Source organism: Sphingomonas yunnanensis (assembly GCF_019898765.1).
Taxonomy (GTDB): domain Bacteria; phylum Pseudomonadota; class Alphaproteobacteria; order Sphingomonadales; family Sphingomonadaceae; genus Sphingomonas; species Sphingomonas yunnanensis.
Genome location: NZ_JAIOKB010000001.1, coordinates 904,587 through 924,528, shown reverse-complemented (window position 1 = coordinate 924,528; position 19,942 = coordinate 904,587). Strand labels below are relative to the sequence as shown.

Sequence of the window (19,942 nt, the reverse complement as noted above, 5' to 3'; positions counted from 1 at the left end):
GGACGCCGATCGCTCAGGCAGCCGCGGCGGTCGCGGAATCATCGTCGAGCGTGCCCAGCGCGCGGACTCGGACACGCGGGTGGATCTCGCTCTGCGACAGCACCACGGTCGCGGGACGCGCGCGCTCGATCACCGAGCGGACGAAGGGGCGCAGCGCCGGACTGGTGAGCAGGCACGGTATCTCGCCGCGCTCCGCCCAGCGATCGAGCGCGCGCGCGACCGAGTCGATGAACCGCTGCACGAGGTCGGGCGCCATCGCCAGCTGACGCTCGTCGCCTTGGCCGGCGATCGCCTCCGAGAAGGCCTCGTCCCAGCCCGCGCCGAGCAGCAGCACCGGGATCGCACCGTCGCGCGCATGCTGCGCCGATATCTGACGTGCCAGCCGCGCGCGCACGTGCTCGGCGATGAAGCGGACCGACTGGGTGAAGCTCACCGCTTCCGCGATCCCTTCCAGGATGGTCGGTATGTCGCGGATCGAGATCTCCTCGGCGAGCAGCGTCTGCAGCACGCGCTGCACCGCCGACACGGTGATCTTGGACGGGATGATCTCCGCCACCAGCTTCTCGACGTCGCGATGCACCTCGGTGAGTAGCTTCTGCGTCTCGGTATAGGTGAGCAGGTCGGGTAGATTGGCCTTGACCACCTCGGTGAGATGGGTCGTCACCACGGTACCGCAGGTCACCGTGGTGAGGCCGCGTAGCGCCGCCTCCTCGCGCAGGCTGCGGTCGATCCATAGCGCGGGCAGCCCGAAGACGGGCTCACGCGCCGACTCGCCCGCCAGGCCCAGCGGCGCGCCGCCGGGGTTGATCACCAGCAGTTTGTCGATCCGGATCTCGCCGCGTGCCGCCTCTGTCCCGCGAACGAAGACGAGATATTGGTGTGGCGGGAGCGTCATATTGTCGAGGATGCGAACCGCGGGCAGCACGAAGCCGTAGTCGGCGGCGAGCTGGCGTCGCAGCGCGCGGACCTGGTCATCCAGCCGCGGCTCGCTGTTCGAATCATTGATCAGCGGCAGCAGCGCGTAGCCGAGCTCGATCCGCACCGCGTCGATCGCGAGCGTCTCGGCGATCGGCTCGGCGGCCTCGGCCGCGCTCTTCTCCGCCTCGATGATCGAGACCGCGAGCTCATCGGCGCGGCGCCGCGCCGCGATCTGCCCGAGCGACCAGCTCAGCCAGCCGCAGCCTGAAGCGAGCAGCGCGAAGGGCAGGAACGGCAGGCCCGGCGCGAGCGCGAGCGCGGCGAGCAGCGCGGCGACGATCGCGAACGCCTGGGGATAGCGGCCGAGCTGCTCGCTCAACGCCATGCCGGTCTTGCCGCGCGCGCCGCCCTTGGAGACGAGCAGCCCCGCCGCGGTGGAGACGATCAGCGCCGGGATCTGGCTGACCAGGCCCTCGCCCGCGGTGAGGATCGTGTAGGTGCGGAACGCCTCGCCGAACGGCAGACCGTGCAGCACAACGCCGATCGTCAGTCCGACCAGGATGTTGATGCCGGTGATGACGACGCAGGCGATCGCGTCGCCCTTCACGAACTTAGAGGCGCCGTCCATCGCGCCGTAGAAGCCGCTCTCCGCCTCGAGCTCGGCGCGCTTGGCGCGCGCCTGCTCCTCGGTGATCATGCCCGCGGAGAGGTCGGCGTCGATCGCCATCTGCTTGCCCGGCATGCTGCTGTGGCTGATCGCGACGCCAGACAAAGGACGCCTCAAGGGTCTCGCGCAATATTTCTCCACCGCGGTGACGACGATGGCGCCCGCGGCGCAGACGGATCAACCAGAGATCGAGCCCGGCACCGGCGGCAGACTGCGGCGCGCGCAGGGCGACCAGTCCCAGGCCTTCGGCATCCTGAGCGCGGAGGCCGGCACCGCTGGCGCGTCGCGCGGCGGCACCGCGAACATCCCGTCCGCCAGCCGCCGCGCGCTCGCGGACGAGCTGCGTGTCGCGCTCGAGCTCGCGCCCAACGCGAGCCAGGGGCCGCGCGCGGTCCAGGTCGAGCGCGAGCGCGACGGCGTTCGCATCACGCTCATGGATACGGCGCAGCAGAGCATCTTCGCCGGACCGACCGCCGAGCTCAACGGCTACGGCCGTGGACTGCTCGCGCATGTCGCGCGCAAACTCCAGCACGTCGACGCGCAGGTCGCGATCGAGGGACATACGAGCGCCGAGGGTGGCGCGCAGAGCGCGGCGAACTGGCGGCTGTCGGGCGATCGCGCCGAGGCGGCGCGCGACGCGCTGGTGGCCAACGGTCTCTCCCCCGACCGGTTCGCGCAGATCGTCGCCCGCGCCGGCACGCAGCCGATCTACCCGGACCAGCCCAGCCGCGCCGAGAACCGGCGGATCGCGATCATCGTTCTGTCCGAGCCCTCCGTGCTGCCGCGCGACGGCAGCCTCCGCTTCTGAGCTTCAAGGATCATCGCGATGCCCCCATTCGCGCGTCGTCTGCTCGTGCTGCTCTGCGGTACCGCCGTGGGCAGCCTGAGCGCGCTCGAGGTCAGCCATCTGGTGGCGGGTGACAACATCTTCGCGGCCACGCCGCGGCGAGAGTTCATGCCGATCGGCACGCTGACCGCCCCGCTGGTCGCGACGGACGGCCACCTGCTCGGCTATCTCAGCTTCGACGCACAGATCGAAGTGCCGGTGCGGCGCGAGCATGAGGTACGCTCCGGCCTGCCGGTGCTCGCTGACGCCGTCAATCGCACCAGTTTCGCCGCTCCCATCGCGGGAGCGGCCGATGGCTATGTGCCGCAGCTGCAGGTCCTGCGCGAACTCGTGCACGCGGCCGCCCTCAGGACCTATGGATCCGATGTGGTGTCACGAACGGTGATCACGCGCGCCAGTCTCAGCTGACACGACCGGGGTCGTTGCCGCCGGGTGACCGTGAAGGATCGTGATCGTCACGCCGCGAGCGCGTAGACCTCCGCCGCCGCCACCTGCGCCGCGCTCGGCCGCACGCCCGTGTAGAGCCCGAACTGCTCGAGTGCCTGGAGCTTGGCGACCTCGGCGCCGGTCACCACGCGCTTACCCAGTTCGCGCGCGAGCCGGAGCAGCGGCGTCTCGATCGGCTTGGCGACCACGTCGATCACCACCTCTGCCGCCTCGACCTGCGCGCGCGTGAAGGCGAGTGCGTCGGCATCGGCGCCGGTCATGCCGAGCGGGGTGACGTTGACCAGCAGCGGCGCACGCGACCCGTCGCCGTTCGCCTGCCACGCGCACCCGAGCGCCGCCGCCAGCGCCTGGCCCCTGACCGGGTTGCGCGCGACGATCACGCCCTCGGCAAAACCGGCATCGACCAGCGCGGTCGCGGTCGCTTTGGCCATGCCGCCGCTGCCGCGCAGCAGGAACGGGGCGCGCGCGAGCGGCTCGACCAGGGCGCGCACCGCGCTGTAATCGGTGTTGTAGCCCAGCAGCGTACCATCGTCGTTGACGATCGTATTGACGCTGTCGATCGCCGCGGCGGAGTCGCGCAGCCCGTCGAGCAGCGCGATCACATCCTCCTTGAAGGGCATCGACACCGCGCAGCCGCGGATATCGAGCGCGCGGATCCCGCGCACCGCGCCCTCCAGGTCGGTGGTGGAGAAGGCCTTGTAGACGAAGTCGAGCCCGAGCGCATCGTAGAGATGGTTGTGGAAGCGCGAGCCGAAAGTGCCCGGGCGGGCGGCGAGCGACATGCACAGGCGGGTAGCCGGGCCGATCGGTGGCTTCATGGTGATTCTCCTCGTCTGCCGCGCGCGATAGCCGATCAGCGCGGTTCAGCCGAGCGGCAGTGCTGCCTGCGCCGGGGCCGCATCGCGCTGCAGCCCCGAGAGCGTCAGCCCCAGCAGCCTGATCCCGCCTGCGACCGGCAGCAGTGGCGCCAGCAGCGCGCGGCCGATCGCTACCAGCTCGGTGCGGTTCTCCACCGGTGCCGTCAGCGAGCGCGCGCGTGTGATCGTCGCGAAATCGGCGCGGCGCAGTTTCAGCGTGACGGTGCGGCCGCGCGCCCGAGCGCGTTCGATCCGCGCCCAGGCCGCGTCGGCGACGCGTTCCAGCGCCTCCTCGATCGCGACCGTCTCGGACAGATTGGTCTCGAAGGTGCGCTCGGCCCCGACCGATTTGGCCTCGCGATGGGCACGCACCGGTCGCTCGTCCACACCGCGCGCCGCGCCGTGGAGATAGTCGGCGTGTCTGCCGAACTGCGCGCGCAGGAAGGCGATGTCGCGGTCGCGCAGGTCGGCGCCGGTCTCGATCCCCAGCCGCGCCATCTTGGCGGCGGTGACCGGGCCGACGCCGTGGAAGCGCTTGACCGGCAGCGAGGCGACGAAGGCCGCGCCGCGCCCGGGCGGGATCACGCAGAGGCCGTCGGGCTTGTTCTGATCCGAGGCGAGCTTGGCGATGAACTTGTTGTAGCTCACTCCGGCCGAGGCGGTCAGCCGGGTCTCGGCGGCGATGCGCGCGCGGATCTGCTCCGCGATCGCACTGGCCGAGCCGAGCCCGCGCACGTCCTCGGTCACGTCGAGATAGGCCTCGTCGAGCGAGAGCGGCTCGATCAACTCGGTGTACTCGGCGAAGATCGCATGAATCTGCTGGCTGACCGCGCGATAGACATCGAAGCGCGGCGGCACGAACACCAGGTCGGGGCAGCGCCGCAGCGCGGTGACCGAGGGCATCGCCGAGCGCACGCCGTACGCGCGTGCCTCGTAGCTCGCCGCCGCCACCACGCCGCGCGCGCGCGCGCCACCGACCGCGACCGGGCGCCCGCGCAGCTCGGGCGCGTCGCGCTGCTCCACCGACGCGTAGAAGGCGTCCATGTCGATGTGGATGATCTTGCGGGTCGCGGCGGCGCTCACGCGCGCGATATAGGACGCCAGGTGGCCGCGACGCGATGACTTTCGCGCCGCGATCGGCTAGGGCCGCGGCATGACCAGCGACCTCCAGCGACCGATCCTCACGCCCCCCGACGGTGCCCAGAAGGTGCTGCTCCATTCCTGCTGCGCGCCCTGCTCGGGCGAGGTGATGGAGGCGATGACCGCGAGCGGGATCGACTATACGATCTTCTTCTACAATCCCAATATCCACCCCAAGGAGGAATATGTCCTCCGCAAGGAGGAGAATATCCGCTTCGCCGAGGCGCATGACATACCCTTCGTCGATGCCGATTATGACACCGCCAACTGGTTCAAGCGCGCGCGCGGGATGGAGCAGGAACCCGAGCGCGGGATCCGATGCACGATGTGCTTCGACATGCGCTTCGAGCGCACCGCTCTGTACGCGCACGAGCACGGCTTCCCCGTGATCACCTCGTCGCTCGGCATCTCGCGCTGGAAGAACATGGCGCAGATCAACGACTGCGGTGAGCGCGCGGCGGCGCATTACCCCGGCATCAGCTACTGGACGTTCAACTGGCGCAAGGGCGGCGGTGCGGCGCGGATGATCGAGATCTCCAAGCGCGAGCATTTCTACCAGCAGGAATATTGCGGCTGCGTCTACTCGCTGCGCGACACCAACGCGCATCGCGTGGCGCAGGGGCGCGAGGAGATCCGCATCGGCGAGCTCTACTACGGCGACGAGCCGAACGGGTGATCGACGATCCTTGCCGCAGGGCGGGGAGGGGGACGGCCGGCAAAGCCGGTGGTCGAGGGGAGCCACCGCACGTGCTGCGCTTCGTGGAGAGCCCCCTCCACCACCGCGCTTGGGCGCGGCGATCCCCCTCCCCGGGTCGTGGAGAATCACGTGCCGCCCTCTGACTAGTTCGCGCACGTCGTTAACGCTTCGTCCACCCCGTTCTGGCATGCCCGGCGTCGGAACAACGGGGGACATGGCGGCGACATGCGCGTACTCGCGATGGCATCGCAGAAGGGCGGATCGGGCAAGACCACGCTCTCGGGGCACTTGGCGGTGCAGGCGCAGCTCGTCGGCGCCGGCCCGGTCGTGCTGATCGACATCGACCCGCAGGGCTCGCTCGCGGACTGGTGGAACGAGCGGCAGGACGCGTACCCCGCCTTCGCGCAGACCAGCGTGTCGCGCCTCGCCGCCGACCTCGAGGCGCTGCGCGCCCAGGGGTTCAAGCTGGCGGTGATCGATACGCCCCCCGCGATCACCATGGCGATCCAGAGCGTCGTCCAGGTCGCCGAGCTGATCGTGATCCCGACCCGGCCGAGCCCGCACGATCTACGCGCGGTCGGCGCGACGGTCGATCTCTGCGAGCGTTCGGGCAAGCCGCTGCTGTTCGTCGTCAACGCCGCCACTCCCAAGGCGCGGATCACCGCGGACGCGGCGATCGCGCTGTCGCAGCACGGCACGGTAGCGCCGATCACGGTGCACCAACGCACCGACTTCGCCGCCTCGATGATCGACGGTCGTACCGTGATGGAGGTCGAGCCCAAGGGACGTTCCGCCGCGGAGATCGCCGAGCTCTGGAGCTTCGTCTCCGATCGCCTCGAGAAGAACTTCCGCCGCACCGTCTTCGCCGCGCCCAAGCCGGGCACGCCGCCGACGCGGCCGCAGGGGGCGGGCTTCGGCCGCCGCGTGGTGGCCTGATGTTGGGGGCCAAGCCGATCGCCGCGCTCAGCGCGGGCCTGCTCGCGCGCAAGGGCGAGGCGCGCCCGGCGATGCGCCGCGCCGACACGCTCTCCGCGCTGGCGAGCGCCGGTGACGCGCTCGGCTGGAACGATCTGGGGGAGGACGCGCCCCCCGCCGCGCTGCCGCCGGTGCTCGCGGCGCGAGAGCGGCTGGTGGCGGAGCTGGATAAGGTGCCGACGCCGCGGGTCGCCACGCTGTCGCCGGGCAAGCGCGTCGCCTTCACGCTCCGGCTCGACGGCGACCGCCATCGGCGGTTGCGCCAGGCGGCGGCGGCACGGGGCGTGTCTGCGCAGGTGCTGCTCAGCGAGGCGCTCGACCGGCTCACGGCGGACGCGGCGTGAGGCGCCTCCCGCTGATCGCAGCGCTCAGTCTCGCGCTGTTCGGCGCCGGGCTGGCCGAGATGGTCGCGCCCGCGGCAGCGACCAGCGAGGCCGGCGTGCGCGCCGCCGACGCCGCGCGCCACGCCGAGCGCGCGCGTCAGGCGCTTGGGAAGCGCCGCTGGGATCGCGCGGTCCGCGAGAGCGAGGTGGCGGTCGCGGATCGCCCCGCGGACGGGGGGTATCGTCGCCTGCTCGGCGTCGCCTATCTGCGCGCGGGGCGCTTCGCCTCGGCAGCGCGCGCGTTCGAGGACGCGCTGACGCTCCGCGGCGACGACCATGCCGCGGCGCTCAACCTCGCGCTCGCGCAGGTCGCGCTCGGCCGGTGGGACCGCGCGCGCGCCACGCTCGCCGCGCATGTCGAGGGGATCGCCCCGGCCGACCGCGGTCTGGCACTGGCGCTCGCCGGCGACCTGCCGGGGGCGCTGCAGGTGCTGATGCCCGCCGCGCGCACCCCCGAGGCGGACGCCAAGACGCGGCAGAACCTCGCCTTCACGCTCGCGCTCGCGGGTCAATGGCCGCAGGCGCGCGCGCTCGCCGCCTATGATCTGCCCGCCGACGCGGTCGATCGCCGGCTCGCCAGCTGGGCGGCGCTGGCGCAGCCGCGCGCGGCGTCGGACCAGCTCGCCGCACTGCTCGGCATCACGCCCGCGAGCGACCCCGGCGTGCCGGTCGCGCTCGCGCTCGTCGCGCCCGCGGCGGTGGCGGCCCCGGTCGCGGTCGCCGCTCCGGTGCCGCCCGCCTTCGTGTCGCAGATCGTCCCGCCCGCGGCGCCGCCGCTCGTGTCGCGCCCGGTGCCGGCTGCCGCGGTCGCTCCAGCGCCGACGCCCGTCGTCGCGCCGCGTCCCCGGCCTTTGTCCCCGGGCAGCTATTTCATCCAGCTCGGCGCCTATGAGAATGCCGCGGTGGCGCGCGACGGCTGGCGCGGCGCGCTGCGCCGACTGCCCGCCTTGGGCCGCCTTCGCCCGACCGGCATCGTCGCGGACAGGAGCAGCTCGCTCTATCGGCTGTCGGTCGGCGGCGTCACGCGCGGTGACGCGATCCAGCTGTGCCGGGGCTATCGCGCGCGCGGCGGGCGCTGCTTCGTCCGGCTCGCCGCGGGCGACCGTCCGGTGCCGTGGCGAACGGGGCCGCGTCTCGCGGCTAAGTAGATGGAACGCCTTTTGTAATCCTTCGTTGGCGTAACGAACGGGTGAAGGGGAACGGATGCCATCTGCCGGGGAGGGGTTGCGTGAGCGGGTCGACGCGCTCGCGCCATGGTTTCACAACATCGATCTCGGCGACGGACTGACCACCGCTCCCGATCACTTTCTCGGCGACTATCCGCGCGAGAAATTCGCCGCCTTCGCCAGCTGCGTGCCCGACGATCTCACTGGGAAGTCGGTGCTCGATATCGGCTGCAACGCCGGCTTCTACTCGGTCGAGATGAAGCGTCGCGGCGCCGCGCGCGTGGTCGGGATCGACTGGGACGAGCGCTATCTCGCACAGGCACGGCTCGCCACCGAGACGCTCGGCTTCGGCGACAGCGTCGAGTTCCGGCAGCTGTCGGTCTATGACGTGGCGACGCTGGGCGAACGCTTCGACCTCGTGATCTTCATGGGCGTGCTCTACCATCTGCGTCACCCGCTGCTCGCGCTCGACCTGATCCGCGAGCATGTCGCGGGTGACCTGATGCTGTTCCAGACGATGCAGCAGGGCGCGACCGGGCTCAGCGACGTGCCCGAGGATCACCCTTTCTTCCTGCCCGGCACCTACACGCCGCCGCCCTATTTCGACGATGCGGCCTATCCGAAGATGCACTTCATCGAGCGCAAGTTCGCGGGGGACTGGACCAACTGGTGGGCGCCCAACCGCGCCTGCTCGGAGGCGATGCTGCGCGCCTCGGGTTTCGCGGTGCTGGCGCACCCGCAGGACGACGTCTATCTCTGCCGCGTCGCCGACGTGCCCTATGCGCAGCATGGGGCCGCCGCCGTCTATCCGGCCCAGCCACGAGCACACAAGGAAGCAAGCGCGTGATCGAAGCCGCGATGATCTGGAACGAGCCCAACAACAAGTCGCACTGGGATCCCGAGGTCGACCCCGATTGGAGCAAGTTCGCCGACACCGTGTCACGCGCCGGCAAGGCGATCGCGTCGGTCAACTCCGACGTCACCCGCGTGCTCGGCGGCATGTCGCCGATCGACCCGCTCTGGGTGAAGCGGCTCGAGGCGCACGGTTGCCTCGACGCGGTCGACGTGCTCGCCGTCCATGGTTTCCCGCTCGACTGGAATCTGTGGTCGATCCACGACTGGCCCGCCAAGGTGGCCGAGATCGAGGCGGTCACCGACAAGCCGGTGTGGGTCACCGAGGTCGGCGTCGGCTCGTTCGGCGCGGAGGAGGTGCAGGTGTTCGGCGTCGAGAAGACCGCCGAGCTGCTGATCGGGCGCGTGCCGCGGATCTACTGGTACTCGCTGTTCGACCTGCCGCAGGAATGGGGCGCCACCACGCGCCACCGCGAGGCCGAGGGGTCGAGCTACTATCGCCACTTCTACATGGGACTGATCCGCGCGGACGGCACGGCCAAGCCCTCGCTCGACAGCTATGCGAAGGTGGCGAGCGAGATGGGGCTGATGCAGTGGTTCCACTATCAGGACCCGCGGCTCGACGACGCGGTGGCGTGGATGAAGCGGCTCGGCACGCGCAAGCTGCGCACCGGTCTCTCGTGGGCGGACAGCTTCCGGCCGGACGCGGTCGACTGGTTCGACCGCCAGATGGAAGCGCTGGCCGACTTCGACGTGACGGTCACCTTCTGCTTCACGCCCGAGCATCTCGGCATCCAGCCGCACCACACCTCGGCGGCGCGGGATCCGCAGGCCTTCGCCGATTTCTGCGCCTGGATGATTGATCGCTACGCCCCGGCGCAGAGCGCGCTCCCGTCGGTGGCGGCGATCGCGTGAGCGAGGCGAGAATGACGGCCGCGGTGCTGGTAGCACCGCGGCGAATGGAGCTCGCGGCCGCACCGCTGCCCGAACCCGGCGCCGGTGAGGTGCGCGTGCGGCTCGAGGGCTGCGGCGTCTGCGCCTCCAACGTCGAGCCCTGGGAGGGCCAGCCCTGGTCGACCTACCCGGGCGCTCCCGGTGGCATGGGGCATGAGGGCTGGGGCGTGGTCGACGCGGTCGGGCCCGGGGTGAGCGCGGTGGCGCCGGGCGACCGCGTGACGATGCTCTCGGCCAACAGTTTCGCCGGCTATGACGTGGTGCGGGTCGACCAGCTTGTGAAGCTCCCCGCGGCGCTCGACGGTCGCGCCTTCCCGGGCGAGCCGCTGGCCTGCGCGATGAACATCTTCCGCCGCAGCGCGATCGAGCCCGGCCAAACGGTGGCGATCGTCGGCATCGGCTTTCTCGGCGCGGTGCTCACGCGGCTGGCGACTGAGGCGGGCGCGCGCGTGATCGCGATCTCGCGCCGGCCCGAGTCGCTCGCGCTGGCGGTCCGCTACGGCGCCGCCGAGACGATCGCGATGGACGATCATTGGGCGATCATCGAGCGGGTCAAGCAGCTCACCGGCGAGGCGCTGTGCGAGCGCGTGATCGAGGCGGTCGGCAAGCAGTGGCCGCTCGATCTCGCCTCCGCGATCACTGGCTTCGGCGGCCGGCTGATCGTGGCCGGCTATCACCAGGACGGTCCGCGCCAGGTCAACATGCAGGACTGGAACTGGAAAGGCATCGACGTGATCAACGCGCACGAGCGCGACCCTCGCGTCAACCGGCGCGGGCTGGAGGAAGCGGTGGACGCCGTGGCGAGCGGGCGGATCGATCTCGCCCCGCTGCTGACCCACCATTTCCCGCTGAGCGAGCTCGACGCCGCGATCGCGGCGACCCGCGACAAACCGCACGGCTTCGTCAAGGCGGTGATCGACCTTGGGTAGGGCGGCCAAGCCGCGCGTCGGCTTCCTCGGCACCGGCTGGATCGGGCGCGACCGCATGGCGGCGATGATCGCGAGCGGCAGCATCGAGCCGGTCGCGGTGTGCGAGCCGGGCGCGGACAATCTGCGCGAGGCGCTCGCGCTCGCGCCGGGGCTGCGCGCCGCCGAGTCGCTCGATGCCTTGCTCGCGCTCGGACTCGACGGCGTGGTGATCGCGACGCCGAGCGCGCTCCACGCCGCCCAGTCGATCCGGGCGCTCGAGGCGGGCGCCGCGGTGTTCTGTCAGAAGCCACTCGGGCGCGACGCGGGTGAGGCCGCGGCGGTGGTCGCGGCGGCGCGCGCGGCAGACCGACTGCTCGGGCTCGATCTGTCGTACCGCTTCACCGAGGGCGTGCGTCAGATCGGCGAGCTGTTGGAGCGCGACGCGCTCGGTCGGCTGTTCGCGATCGATCTCACCTTCCACAACGCCTATGGTCCGGACAAGCCGTGGTTCTATGATCGTGCCCAGGCAGGCGGCGGCTGCGTGATGGACCTCGGCATTCACCTCGCAGACCTGGCGCTGTGGCTGACCGGCTTCCCCGACGCGGAGGTCACCGATGCCGCGCTCTACGCCGGCGGCGCGGCGCTGACGGGGGACGCAGTGGAGGATTATGCGGTCGCGACGGTGCGGCTGGGCGACGGCGTGACGCTGCGGCTCGCCTGCTCCTGGCGGCTCCACGCCGGGCAGGATGCGGTGATCGAAGCGGCCTTCTACGGCGCGGGCGGCGGCGCCGCGTTGCGCAACATCGGCGGCTCCTTCTACGACTTCACCGCCGAACATTTCCGCGGCACCGCGCGCCAGACGCTGGCGCTGCCGCCCGATGACTGGGGCGGTCGCGCCGCGGTCGACTGGGCCGAGCGGCTCGCCGTGGGCGCGCGGTTCGACGAGGGTGCGGAGCGGTTCGTGCGCACCGCCGCCCTCCTCGACTCGATCTACGCGCGGGCGCGGGAGCGCTAGCGTTCAATCTGCCTTGTGTGATCCAGCAGGGTGCTGCCGCGGACGCAGGAGCCCAGGGCCACGAGCGTCGCTCGTGTGGCCCTGGGCTCCGGCGTTCGCCGGAGCACGGTTCAGGGTCGCTGGATCAAACCCACGCCTCAGCTCTCCGCGCTGCCCTCGACGTCGAACAGCGAGCGATACTGGCGTGGCTGCGAGCGTAGATATTGGTCGGGCGCTTTCACCCGTCCGCCGAGATGCGCCGCGGCATGCCACGGCCAGCGCGGGTCATAGAGGATCGTGCGCGCCAGCGCGATCAGGTCGGCGTCGCCGGTGCCGACGATCGCCTCGGCCTGCTCATAGTCGGTGATCAGCCCGACCGCGACCACCGGGATCGACACCGCCTGCTTCACCGCGCGTGCCAGCGGCACCTGGTAGCTCGGCCCGACCGGAATGTCCTGGCGCGGGTCGAGGCCGCCGCTCGAGACGTGGATCGCGGCGCAGCCGCGCGCCTCCAGCGCCTGGGCGAAGGCGATCGTCTGCTCGGCGTCCCAGCCGCCCTCGACCCAGTCACTGCCCGAGACCCGCATCGTCACCGCGCGTTCGGCGGGGAAGGCGGCGCGGACCGCATCGAACACCTCGAGCGGGAAGCGCAGCCGGTTCTCGAGGCTGCCGCCATATTCGTCGTGGCGCCGGTTCGACAGCGGCGAGAGGAACTGGTGAAGCAGATAGCCGTGGGCGCCGTGCAGCTGGACCGCGTCGATCCCGAGCCGCGCCGCGCGCTGCGCCGCCGCCACGAACGCGGCGCGTACCCGCGCGAGTCCGTCGCGGTCGAGCGCGGCGGGCGGGTTCTCCCCCTCGGAGAAGGCGAGCGGCGAGGGGGCGACCGTCTGCCAGCCCTCGGCGTGATCGGGTGCGAGCTGCGCGCCGCCGTGCCACGGCAGGTCGGTCGAGGCCTTGCGTCCGGCGTGCGCCAACTGGATCGCGACTGGCATGTCGGAGTGGCGCCGCACCGACTCGAGCACCCGCGCCATCGCTGCCTCGGTCTCGTCGTCCCACAGGCCGACGTCGGCGTAGGTGATTCGGCCTTCGGGCTCGACCGCGGTCGCCTCTATCGTCAGCAGCGCGGCGCCGGAGAGCGCGAGCTGGCCGAGATGGATCAGGTGCCAGTCGGTCATGCGGCCGTTCTCGGCCGAATACTGGCACATCGGCGCGATAACGATCCGATTGGCCAGTGACAAACCGCCAATCTCGAATGGTTCGAATAGCTTAGGCCCGCTCATGGGACGCTCCTGGATGGCAATACGGGAGGGATACGCATCAGCAGTGCGTAGGTGCCGCGTAACGTGGAGAGAGAAAATTTACCCTCACATGGGATTAACTGTGTCGACGCACTCGGAACGTGACGGAGGGACGCGGGATGATCATCGTTGCCGGCTATGCCATCGGTTTTGGCTTCACGCTCACCGCGGTGGCGCGCACCTGCTGGCACATGCGGCGCCGCCCGGCGCGCGTCTTCGCCTGACGTGACACGGCCGCGCCACCGTCGGGGTGACGCGGCCGCGACGACCTTGACAGCGAAAGGCGCTCAGGCGCGGACGCCGACCGTGCGATCGAGCATCGCCGCCTCGACCGGCGTGAGACCGGCGCGGGGGTCGTCGTGGACGCGCTTGGTAGCGTTGGCAGCGGGCTTGGTGCGGAACAGGCTCAGCGTCGTGCTCTTCATGGCTAACCTCGGAACAGGGCAGGATATCTGCCGCTCGTCGTGCGATGAAGAACCGGGACGCCCCCGCTTTGTTCCCGGATCGGTCGGGAGGGCGGCGGCGCCCCGACGTTCAGCTCGGATGTGCCTCGGACTCCTGTACGTCGGGCGTGCGCTCGACCGGTATGGTCGCGTCGAGTGCGGCAGCAGGATCGGTGCCGCTCCGATTCGGGTCGATCGGCGCGGGCTCTGTTGGTCGTCGGTCGTCCATGGCTGTCCTCCTGCGGGAGCGGGAAGAACGCTCGGAAGCGGCAAATGTCGCGGCCGGCGCCGCTTTCCCGCGGGCGCCCGCGCCGTACCTGGATTTTGGCTGATCTCGCGAGGAGATGATTGGTCGGGGAAAGAGGATTCGAACCTCCGGCCCCTGCGTCCCGAACACAGTGCTCTACCAGGCTGAGCTATTCCCCGACCAGGGTGTCGTTCGGCCGATCGGCCGGCGACAGGGCGCGGCTTATATCAGCGGTTCGACGGCGCGCAAGCGGCTAATCATGCGCTCACAGAGATTGCTGGACGCGCCCTCACGCAAGCCTCTTGGCGGCGCCGCGCGGGCGTGGAAAGACGGGCGGCATGTCGCTGATCGAGTGGATCGCCACCCTGCTGGGTATCGCCTGTGTCGCCCTGGCGGCACGACGCAGCGTGTGGACCTTCCCGACCGCTATCGGCTCGGTGATCCTCCTCGGTGCGGTGGTGTTCGAGCAGCGGCTCTACTCGGACGCGCTGCTCCAAGCCTTCTTCGTCGTCGCCAATCTCTACGGCTGGGCGACATGGCAGCGTGCGCGGCGGGACGCCGGTGAGGTCACGGTGGAGCAGCTCGGCGGCACGGCGCGGCTCGGCTGGGGTAGTGCCACCGTGGCGGCGGCGCTGCTGTGGGGCGCGGCGATGCACCGGCTCACCGACGCTGCCTATCCCTGGTGGGACGCGGGCATCGCCGCCGCCAGCGTCTCGGCGCAGCTCCTGATGGCGCGGCGCAAGCTCGAGAATTGGTGGCTGTGGATCGCGGTCGATCTCGCCTCGGTGCCGCTCTATCTCGCCAAGCAGCTGTACCTGTTCGCCGGGCTGTACCTCGTCTATCTCGCGCTCGCGGTGCTCGGGTTGGTCGAGTGGCGCCGCGCGCGCCACCACGCGCCGGTGCTGGCGGTGCCGGCGTGACGCTGCGCACGATCTGCCTCCACGGTCCCGAGAGCACGGGCAAGTCGACGATGGCGCCGCGGCTCGCCAAGCAGTTCGATTCGGTCTGCGTCGCCGAGTTCGGCCGGACCTATTGCGAGCGCTACGGCACCGATCTCACCATGGCCGACCTGGTGGTGATCGCGCACACGCAGGACATGAAGGCGCGCAAGGCGGTCGACTCGGGCGCGCACCCGGTGATCCTCGACACCGACCCGCTGATGAGCGCGGTGTGGGCCGACATGATGTTCGGCCGCCGCGATCCTTGGTTCGCGCGCTGGAACAACGTAGCAGACCTGTACCTCCTGTTCGACATCGACCTGCCATGGCAGCCCGACGGCACCCGCCTGTTCGGCAATCGTGCGGCGCGGCAGCGCTTCTTCGACCTGTCGCGGCGCGAGCTGGAACATCGCGGGGTGCGCTGGGCGCTGGTGAGCGGCGAGGGGAGCCGCCGCTACCTCAACGCACTCGACGCGATCCACGCGGCGGGGTGAGACGGGTCGTGTCCGCCGAATGGCTGGCGCGGCCGGTCACGCTGCGCTAGGCACCCGCGGATCATGGCCACCCCGCTCGACACGATCCGCAATTTCTCGATCATCGCCCATATCGACCACGGCAAGTCGACCCTCGCCGATCGGCTGATCCAGGCCACCGGCGGCCTCACCGACCGCGAGATGAGCGAGCAGGTGCTCGACAATATGGACATCGAGAAGGAGCGCGGGATCACGATCAAGGCGCAGACGGTGCGTCTCTCGTACAAGGCGCAGGACGGCGCGACCTACACGCTCAACCTGATGGACACGCCGGGTCACGTCGACTTCGCCTATGAGGTCAGCCGCAGCCTCGCGGCCTGCGAGGGCGCGCTGCTGGTGGTCGACGCGGCGCAAGGAGTCGAGGCGCAGACGCTCGCCAACGTCTATCAGTCGATCGAGCACGACCATGAGATCGTGCCCGTGATCAACAAGATCGACCTGCCCGCCGCGGAGCCCGAGCAGGTGCGGCAGGAGATCGAGGACGTCATCGGGCTCGACGCCTCCGAGGCGGTGCTCGCCAGCGCCAAGTCGGGGATCGGCATCGCCGACATCCTCGAGGCGATCGTGCGCAAGATCCCGGCGCCCAAGGGCGACGCCGACGCCCCGCTCAAGGCGATGCTGGTCGACAGCTGGTACGACCCCTATCTCGGCGTCGTCATCCTGGTGCGCGTGATCGACGGCACGCTGCGCAAGGGCCAGCAGGTCACCTTCATGCAGGCGGGCACGCAGCATCTGGTCGACCGCGTCGGCTGCTTCCGACCCAAGATCGAGCAGCTCACCGACCTTGGGCCGGGCGAGATCGGCTTCATCACCGCGCAGATCAAGGACGTCGCCATGGCGCGCGTCGGCGACACGCTGACCGACGCCAAGCGTCCCGCGGCCGAGGCGCTGCCCGGCTTCAAGGAAGTCCAGCCGGTCGTGTTCTGCGGGCTCTTCCCGGTAGACGCCAACGACTTCGAGAAACTGCGCGAGAGCATCTCCCGGCTGCGGCTCAACGACGCCTCGTTCAGCTTCGAGATGGAGACCAGCGCCGCGCTCGGCTTCGGCTTCCGCTGCGGCTTCCTCGGGCTGCTCCACCTCGAGATCATCCAGGAGCGGCTGACCCGCGAGTACGACCTCGACCTGATCACCACCGCGCCCTCGGTGGTCTATCAGATCGAGCTGACCCACGGCGGCGGACATGTCGAGCTGCACAACCCGGCGGACATGCCCGATCCCAACAAGATCGAGAGCATCAGCGAACCGTGGATCGAGGCGGTGATCTATGTCCCCGACGAGTATCTCGGCTCGATCCTGAAATTGTGCCAGGATCGCCGCGGCATCCAGAAGAATCTCACCTATGTCGGCGGCCGCGCGCAGGCGACCTACGAACTGCCGCTCAACGAGGTGGTGTTCGACTTCTACGACCGGCTCAAGTCGCTGTCCAAGGGCTATGCCAGCTTCGACTATCACCAGATCGGCTACCGCGAGGGCGACCTCGTCAAGATGTCGATCCTGGTCAACGAGGAGCCGGTCGACGCGCTCAGCATGATCGTCCACCGCGGCACCGCCGAGGTGCGCGGTCGCGGCATGTGCGAGCGGCTCAAGGAGCTGATCCCGCGCCACTTGTTCAAGATCCCGATCCAGGCGGCGATCGGCGGCAAGGTGATCGCGCGCGAGACGATCAGCGCCATGCGCAAGGACGTCACCGCGAAATGCTACGGCGGCGACGCGACGCGTAAGCGCAAGCTGCTCGAGAAGCAGAAGAAGGGGAAGCTGAAGATGCGCGAGTACGGCAGCGTCAGCATCCCGCAGGAGGCGTTCATCGCCGCGCTGCGCATGGGTGACGAGAACTGACGCTCAGGCGGCGCGCTCATCGAGCGGGTAGCGCCGCCGCCCGTCCGCCGCTGCGCCGTCGAAGCGGTCGCGTACCTCGGCGTTGAAGTATCTGCCGGCCGACGGCGCGGCGACGAGCGCGTCGTAGATCGAGGGCGGGACGTCGCGGTACAGGTAGCGCCTTCCGGCGCGGAAGGTGACGAGGAGCGTGTGCGCCGCGTCGTCGTAGACGAGCCGGTCGATCAGCGACGAGGCGGGGCGGTGCGTGCGCATATAGGATCAGCGCCCTTCACGCCCTCGCGTTCCGGTTGTCGCGGCGGGACGGATCAACGGCGCGGTGGCGCGGGGCCGGTTATTGTATCCGTGCGGGTACGGTGCGATGGCATCCTCATGCGTGTCCTTCTCTCGCTGCTCCTGCTGCTGTTCGCCGGCCCTGCACTCGCCCAGGAGCGTGCCGCGCCCCTCGTCCTCGCCGCCGCCAGCCTGCAGGAGGCGATGACCGATGCCGCCGACGCCTGGGCTCGCCAGGGACATCCTCGGCCGGTGCTGTCCTTCGCTGCTTCCTCCGCGCTCGCGCGGCAGATCAGCGCGGGCGGGCGCGCCGACCTGTTCGCGTCGGCCGATAGCGACTGGATGGACGAGGTCGAGCGCCGCGGTCGGGTGATCGCCGGCACCCGCGCGATCCTCGCGCGCAACCGGCTGGTCGTGGTCGCGCGCGCCGGCACGCCCGCCGTCGGCGCGACGCGAGGGGCCGCCCTGGCCGGCCGGCTCGGCGCCGCACCGCTGGCGATGGCCGATCCGGCGGCCGTACCCGCGGGCAAGTACGGCGAGGCCGCGCTGCGGACGCTCGGCGTCTGGGATGCGGTGAATGGCCGCGTGGTCCGCGCCGAGAACGTGCGCGCCGCGCTCGCGCTGGTGGAGCGCGGCGCCGCGCCCTATGGCATCGTCTACGCGACGGATGCCCGCGCCTCCGCCTCGGTGCGCGTCGCGGGGGTCTTCCCGGCGACGAGCCATCCGCCGATCGTCTACCCCGTCGCGCGGCTCATCGACGGCCCGGCGCCGCGTGAGGCCGAGGGTTTCCGCCGCTACCTGCTGTCGCGCGCGGGACAGGCGATTCTGGCACGCCGCGGCTTCGCGCCGCGGTGAGCGAGCTCGCCGCGATCGTGCGGCTGACCCTGCTGGTCGGCGGTACCGCGACGCTGGCGACGTTGCCGATCGCCTTCGCACTCGCCTGGGTGCTGGCGCGCTGGCACTTTCCGGGCAAGGTGCTGCTCGACGGATTGATCCACCTGCCGCTGGTGGTGCCGCCCGTGGTGACCGGGTGGCTGCTGCTGCTCGCCTTCGCGCCCGCGGGCCCGCTCGGCGGCGCACTCGAGCGCTGGCTCGGTGTCTCGGTGTTGTTCCGCTGGACGGGGGCGGCGATCGCCGCGGGCGTCATGGCGCTGCCGCTGATGGTGCGCGCGATCCGGCTGTCGCTCGAGGCGGTGGACCGCCGGCTGGAGCAGGCGGCGCGGACGCTCGGCGCGGGCCCCTGGCGAACCTATGCGACGGTGACGTTGCCGCTCGCCGCGCCCGGCATCGCCGCCGGGGCGGTGCTCGGTTTCGCGCGCTCGATCGGCGAGTTCGGCGCGACCATCACCTTCGTCTCCAACGTACCGGGCGAGACCCAGACGCTGCCGCTGGCGATCTATGCCGCGCTCCAGTCTCCCGGCAGCGAGGCGGCGGTGGGGCGGCTCGCCGCGGCGTCGGTGGCGCTGTCGCTCGCGGCGCTGGTGACGGCGGAGTGGCTCGTGCGGCGCGCGGGGCGAGGCGTCCATGTCCTTTGACGTCGACGTGACTGCCGCGCGCGGTGACGCCTTCGTCGCGGCGCGCTTCGTCGTGGGGGAGGGGCTCACCGTGCTGGTCGGTCCGTCGGGCGCGGGAAAGACCAGCCTGCTCGACATGGTCGCCGGGCTGCTGCGGCCGCTGCGCGGTCACGTCCGGGTCGGCGGCCGCACGCTGTACGACTCGGCCGCGGGGATCGACCTGCCGCCCGAGCGACGCGGCGTCGGCTATGTCTTCCAGGACATGCGGCTGTTCCCGCATCGCCGCGTGCGCGCCAACCTGTTGTACGGCGCTGCCGACGCGTCGCGGCTCGCCGAAGTGGCGGCGATGCTCGACGTGACGCATCTGCTCGACCGCTGGCCGCGCACGCTGTCGGGCGGCGAGGCGCGCCGCGTCGCGATCGGCCGCGCGCTGCTGAGCGACGCCGCCTTCCTGCTGCTCGACGAGCCGCTGTCCTCACTCGACCCGGCGCGACGCGAGGAGGCGGCGCGCGCCATCGAGCGGGTGCGCGACACCCGCATCGTGCCGATCCTGATGGTCACGCACGACGACGGCGAGGCGGAGCGGCTGGGCGATCGCGTGATCGCGATCGGTTAGCGTCTGATCCGCCGATGCCGATGCCGACGCGTGCGCCAAGCCGGAGCGGCAGGTGGTGACGTTAGTGGCCCCGGGCGCCGGCGCTCGCCGGAGCATGCGGCCGGTTCAGATGAGGACGGGCAGCGTTCCGAGGCGGCGTCGGCCGCCCGGTCAGGCCGCGGCCGACTGCTGCTCGAGCGAGGCCAAGGTCGCGCGGAGGCGGTCGACCATGTCCTGCAAGGTCACCGCCCCGAGGTCCGTGTCCGAGGCGCCGTCGATGCGCAGCAGCGTGGCGACCGCGAGCTGGATCTGCGTGACGTAATCGATCCGCTGGATGCTCGCCATGTGCCGGCGCAGCGTCTCGCCGTTGCTGCCGAGATCATAGGCGAGCTCGTTGAGTTCGTTCGAGGCGAACACCAGCTCCTCGGCGAGTGCCAGCGCGAGCGGTCGCGACATCGCCCCC

The 19,942-nt window shown here is 70.8% G+C and carries 24 protein-coding genes and 1 tRNA gene; 16 read left to right on the top strand and 9 right to left on the bottom strand.

The window, feature by feature from the left end:
• Positions 1-13: 13 nt before the first annotated feature.
• Positions 14-1,660, bottom strand: coding sequence for an FHIPEP family type III secretion protein (locus K7957_RS04470; RefSeq protein WP_223010725.1), 1,647 nt, complete (start codon positions 1,658-1,660; stop codon positions 14-16).
• On the opposite strand from K7957_RS04470, the gene K7957_RS04465 reads away from it, so the two are divergent.
• A complete protein-coding gene (locus tag K7957_RS04465; protein ID WP_223010724.1) occupies positions 1,659-2,393 on the top strand; it encodes an OmpA/MotB family protein in 735 nt (244 codons plus the stop codon). The two genes, K7957_RS04470 and K7957_RS04465, sit on opposite strands and share 2 nt — an antisense overlap.
• Positions 2,394-2,411: 18 nt before the next feature.
• Positions 2,412-2,840, top strand: a complete 429-nt coding sequence (locus K7957_RS04460) for a hypothetical protein (RefSeq protein WP_223010723.1) — start codon at positions 2,412-2,414, stop codon at positions 2,838-2,840.
• Between the two features lie 47 nt (positions 2,841-2,887).
• Here K7957_RS04460 and K7957_RS04455 read toward each other — a convergent pair whose 3' ends face one another.
• Both K7957_RS04455 and dinB read right to left on the bottom strand, forming a co-directional pair.
• Positions 2,888-3,703, bottom strand: a complete 816-nt coding sequence (locus tag K7957_RS04455; protein WP_425517167.1) for a shikimate 5-dehydrogenase — start codon at positions 3,701-3,703, stop codon at positions 2,888-2,890.
• Between the two features lie 39 nt (positions 3,704-3,742).
• Positions 3,743-4,828, bottom strand: coding sequence for a DNA polymerase IV (dinB, locus tag K7957_RS04450; RefSeq protein ID WP_425517166.1), 1,086 nt, complete (start codon positions 4,826-4,828; stop codon positions 3,743-3,745).
• Between the two features lie 61 nt (positions 4,829-4,889).
• Here dinB and K7957_RS04445 point away from each other — a divergent pair, with 61 nt between their 5' ends.
• The 8 genes from K7957_RS04445 to K7957_RS04410 all read left to right on the top strand — a co-directional run bounded on the left by K7957_RS04445 (position 4,890) and on the right by K7957_RS04410 (position 11,826).
• On the top strand, positions 4,890-5,552 hold the full coding sequence (locus K7957_RS04445) for an epoxyqueuosine reductase QueH (protein WP_223010721.1): 663 nt from the start codon (positions 4,890-4,892) through the stop codon (positions 5,550-5,552).
• A gap of 246 nt (positions 5,553-5,798) precedes the next feature.
• Positions 5,799-6,509: an AAA family ATPase gene (locus K7957_RS04440; protein WP_223010720.1), complete on the top strand. Its 711-nt coding sequence runs from the start codon at positions 5,799-5,801 to the stop codon at positions 6,507-6,509.
• Positions 6,509-6,892: a hypothetical protein gene (locus K7957_RS04435; protein ID WP_223010719.1), complete on the top strand. Its 384-nt coding sequence runs from the start codon at positions 6,509-6,511 to the stop codon at positions 6,890-6,892. Before K7957_RS04440 ends, K7957_RS04435 begins: the two co-directional genes overlap by 1 nt.
• A complete protein-coding gene (locus tag K7957_RS04430) occupies positions 6,889-8,079 on the top strand; it encodes a tetratricopeptide repeat protein (protein ID WP_223010718.1) in 1,191 nt (396 codons plus the stop codon). The genes K7957_RS04435 and K7957_RS04430 overlap by 4 nt, the downstream gene beginning before the upstream one ends.
• Positions 8,080-8,134: 55 nt before the next feature.
• The gene (locus tag K7957_RS04425) at positions 8,135-8,944 is read left to right on the top strand and encodes a TIGR04290 family methyltransferase (RefSeq protein ID WP_223010717.1); all 810 of its coding nucleotides are present in this window, start codon (positions 8,135-8,137) and stop codon (positions 8,942-8,944) included.
• Positions 8,941-9,864 (top strand): glycoside hydrolase 5 family protein, encoded by a 924-nt coding sequence (locus tag K7957_RS04420; RefSeq protein ID WP_223010716.1) that lies wholly within the window; start codon positions 8,941-8,943, stop codon positions 9,862-9,864. Before K7957_RS04425 ends, K7957_RS04420 begins: the two co-directional genes overlap by 4 nt.
• Complete coding sequence (locus K7957_RS04415) at positions 9,861-10,832, top strand: MDR/zinc-dependent alcohol dehydrogenase-like family protein (protein WP_343228295.1); 972 nt, start codon at positions 9,861-9,863, stop codon at positions 10,830-10,832. Before K7957_RS04420 ends, K7957_RS04415 begins: the two co-directional genes overlap by 4 nt.
• Complete coding sequence (locus K7957_RS04410; protein WP_246616642.1) at positions 10,825-11,826, top strand: Gfo/Idh/MocA family protein; 1,002 nt, start codon at positions 10,825-10,827, stop codon at positions 11,824-11,826. The genes K7957_RS04415 and K7957_RS04410 overlap by 8 nt, the downstream gene beginning before the upstream one ends.
• Before the next feature lie 137 nt (positions 11,827-11,963).
• Here the strand turns inward: K7957_RS04410 and K7957_RS04405 are convergent, their stop codons facing one another.
• The 4 genes from K7957_RS04405 to K7957_RS04390 all read right to left on the bottom strand — a co-directional run bounded on the left by K7957_RS04405 (position 11,964) and on the right by K7957_RS04390 (position 13,972).
• Entirely contained in the window at positions 11,964-13,085 is a 1,122-nt protein-coding gene (locus K7957_RS04405; RefSeq protein ID WP_223010715.1) for an NADH:flavin oxidoreductase/NADH oxidase, read from the bottom strand.
• A 305-nt stretch (positions 13,086-13,390) separates the two neighbouring features.
• Entirely contained in the window at positions 13,391-13,528 is a 138-nt protein-coding gene (locus K7957_RS04400) for a hypothetical protein (protein ID WP_223010714.1), read from the bottom strand.
• A 109-nt stretch (positions 13,529-13,637) separates the two neighbouring features.
• Positions 13,638-13,775, bottom strand: a complete 138-nt coding sequence (locus tag K7957_RS04395; RefSeq protein ID WP_223010713.1) for a hypothetical protein — start codon at positions 13,773-13,775, stop codon at positions 13,638-13,640.
• A gap of 120 nt (positions 13,776-13,895) precedes the next feature.
• Positions 13,896-13,972 (bottom strand) — tRNA-Pro (locus tag K7957_RS04390).
• Between the two features lie 159 nt (positions 13,973-14,131).
• Between K7957_RS04390 and pnuC the strand changes: the two genes are divergently transcribed.
• The 3 genes from pnuC to lepA all read left to right on the top strand — a co-directional run bounded on the left by pnuC (position 14,132) and on the right by lepA (position 17,100).
• The gene (gene pnuC, locus K7957_RS04385) at positions 14,132-14,713 is read left to right on the top strand and encodes a nicotinamide riboside transporter PnuC (RefSeq protein ID WP_223010712.1); all 582 of its coding nucleotides are present in this window, start codon (positions 14,132-14,134) and stop codon (positions 14,711-14,713) included.
• A complete protein-coding gene (locus K7957_RS04380) occupies positions 14,710-15,225 on the top strand; it encodes an AAA family ATPase (RefSeq protein ID WP_223010711.1) in 516 nt (171 codons plus the stop codon). Before pnuC ends, K7957_RS04380 begins: the two co-directional genes overlap by 4 nt.
• A 63-nt stretch (positions 15,226-15,288) precedes the next feature.
• A complete protein-coding gene (gene lepA, locus K7957_RS04375; RefSeq protein ID WP_223010710.1) occupies positions 15,289-17,100 on the top strand; it encodes a translation elongation factor 4 in 1,812 nt (603 codons plus the stop codon).
• Positions 17,101-17,103: 3 nt separating this feature from the next.
• Here the strand turns inward: lepA and K7957_RS04370 are convergent, their stop codons facing one another.
• Positions 17,104-17,352 (bottom strand): KTSC domain-containing protein, encoded by a 249-nt coding sequence (locus tag K7957_RS04370; protein WP_223010709.1) that lies wholly within the window; start codon positions 17,350-17,352, stop codon positions 17,104-17,106.
• A gap of 117 nt (positions 17,353-17,469) precedes the next feature.
• Between K7957_RS04370 and modA the strand changes: the two genes are divergently transcribed.
• The 3 genes from modA to K7957_RS04355 are packed head-to-tail and all read left to right on the top strand — an operon-like array spanning position 17,470 to position 19,500.
• Entirely contained in the window at positions 17,470-18,225 is a 756-nt protein-coding gene (gene modA, locus K7957_RS04365; protein WP_223010708.1) for a molybdate ABC transporter substrate-binding protein, read from the top strand.
• Positions 18,222-18,905, top strand: coding sequence for a molybdate ABC transporter permease subunit (gene modB / locus K7957_RS04360; protein WP_223010707.1), 684 nt, complete (start codon positions 18,222-18,224; stop codon positions 18,903-18,905). The genes modA and modB overlap by 4 nt, the downstream gene beginning before the upstream one ends.
• On the top strand, positions 18,895-19,500 hold the full coding sequence (locus K7957_RS04355; protein ID WP_223010706.1) for an ATP-binding cassette domain-containing protein: 606 nt from the start codon (positions 18,895-18,897) through the stop codon (positions 19,498-19,500). The genes modB and K7957_RS04355 overlap by 11 nt, the downstream gene beginning before the upstream one ends.
• A gap of 150 nt (positions 19,501-19,650) precedes the next feature.
• On the opposite strand, the gene K7957_RS04350 is transcribed toward K7957_RS04355, so the two are convergent.
• The gene (locus tag K7957_RS04350; RefSeq protein ID WP_246616641.1) at positions 19,651-19,935 is read right to left on the bottom strand and encodes a hypothetical protein; all 285 of its coding nucleotides are present in this window, start codon (positions 19,933-19,935) and stop codon (positions 19,651-19,653) included.
• Between the last annotated feature and the right edge of the window lie 7 nt (positions 19,936-19,942).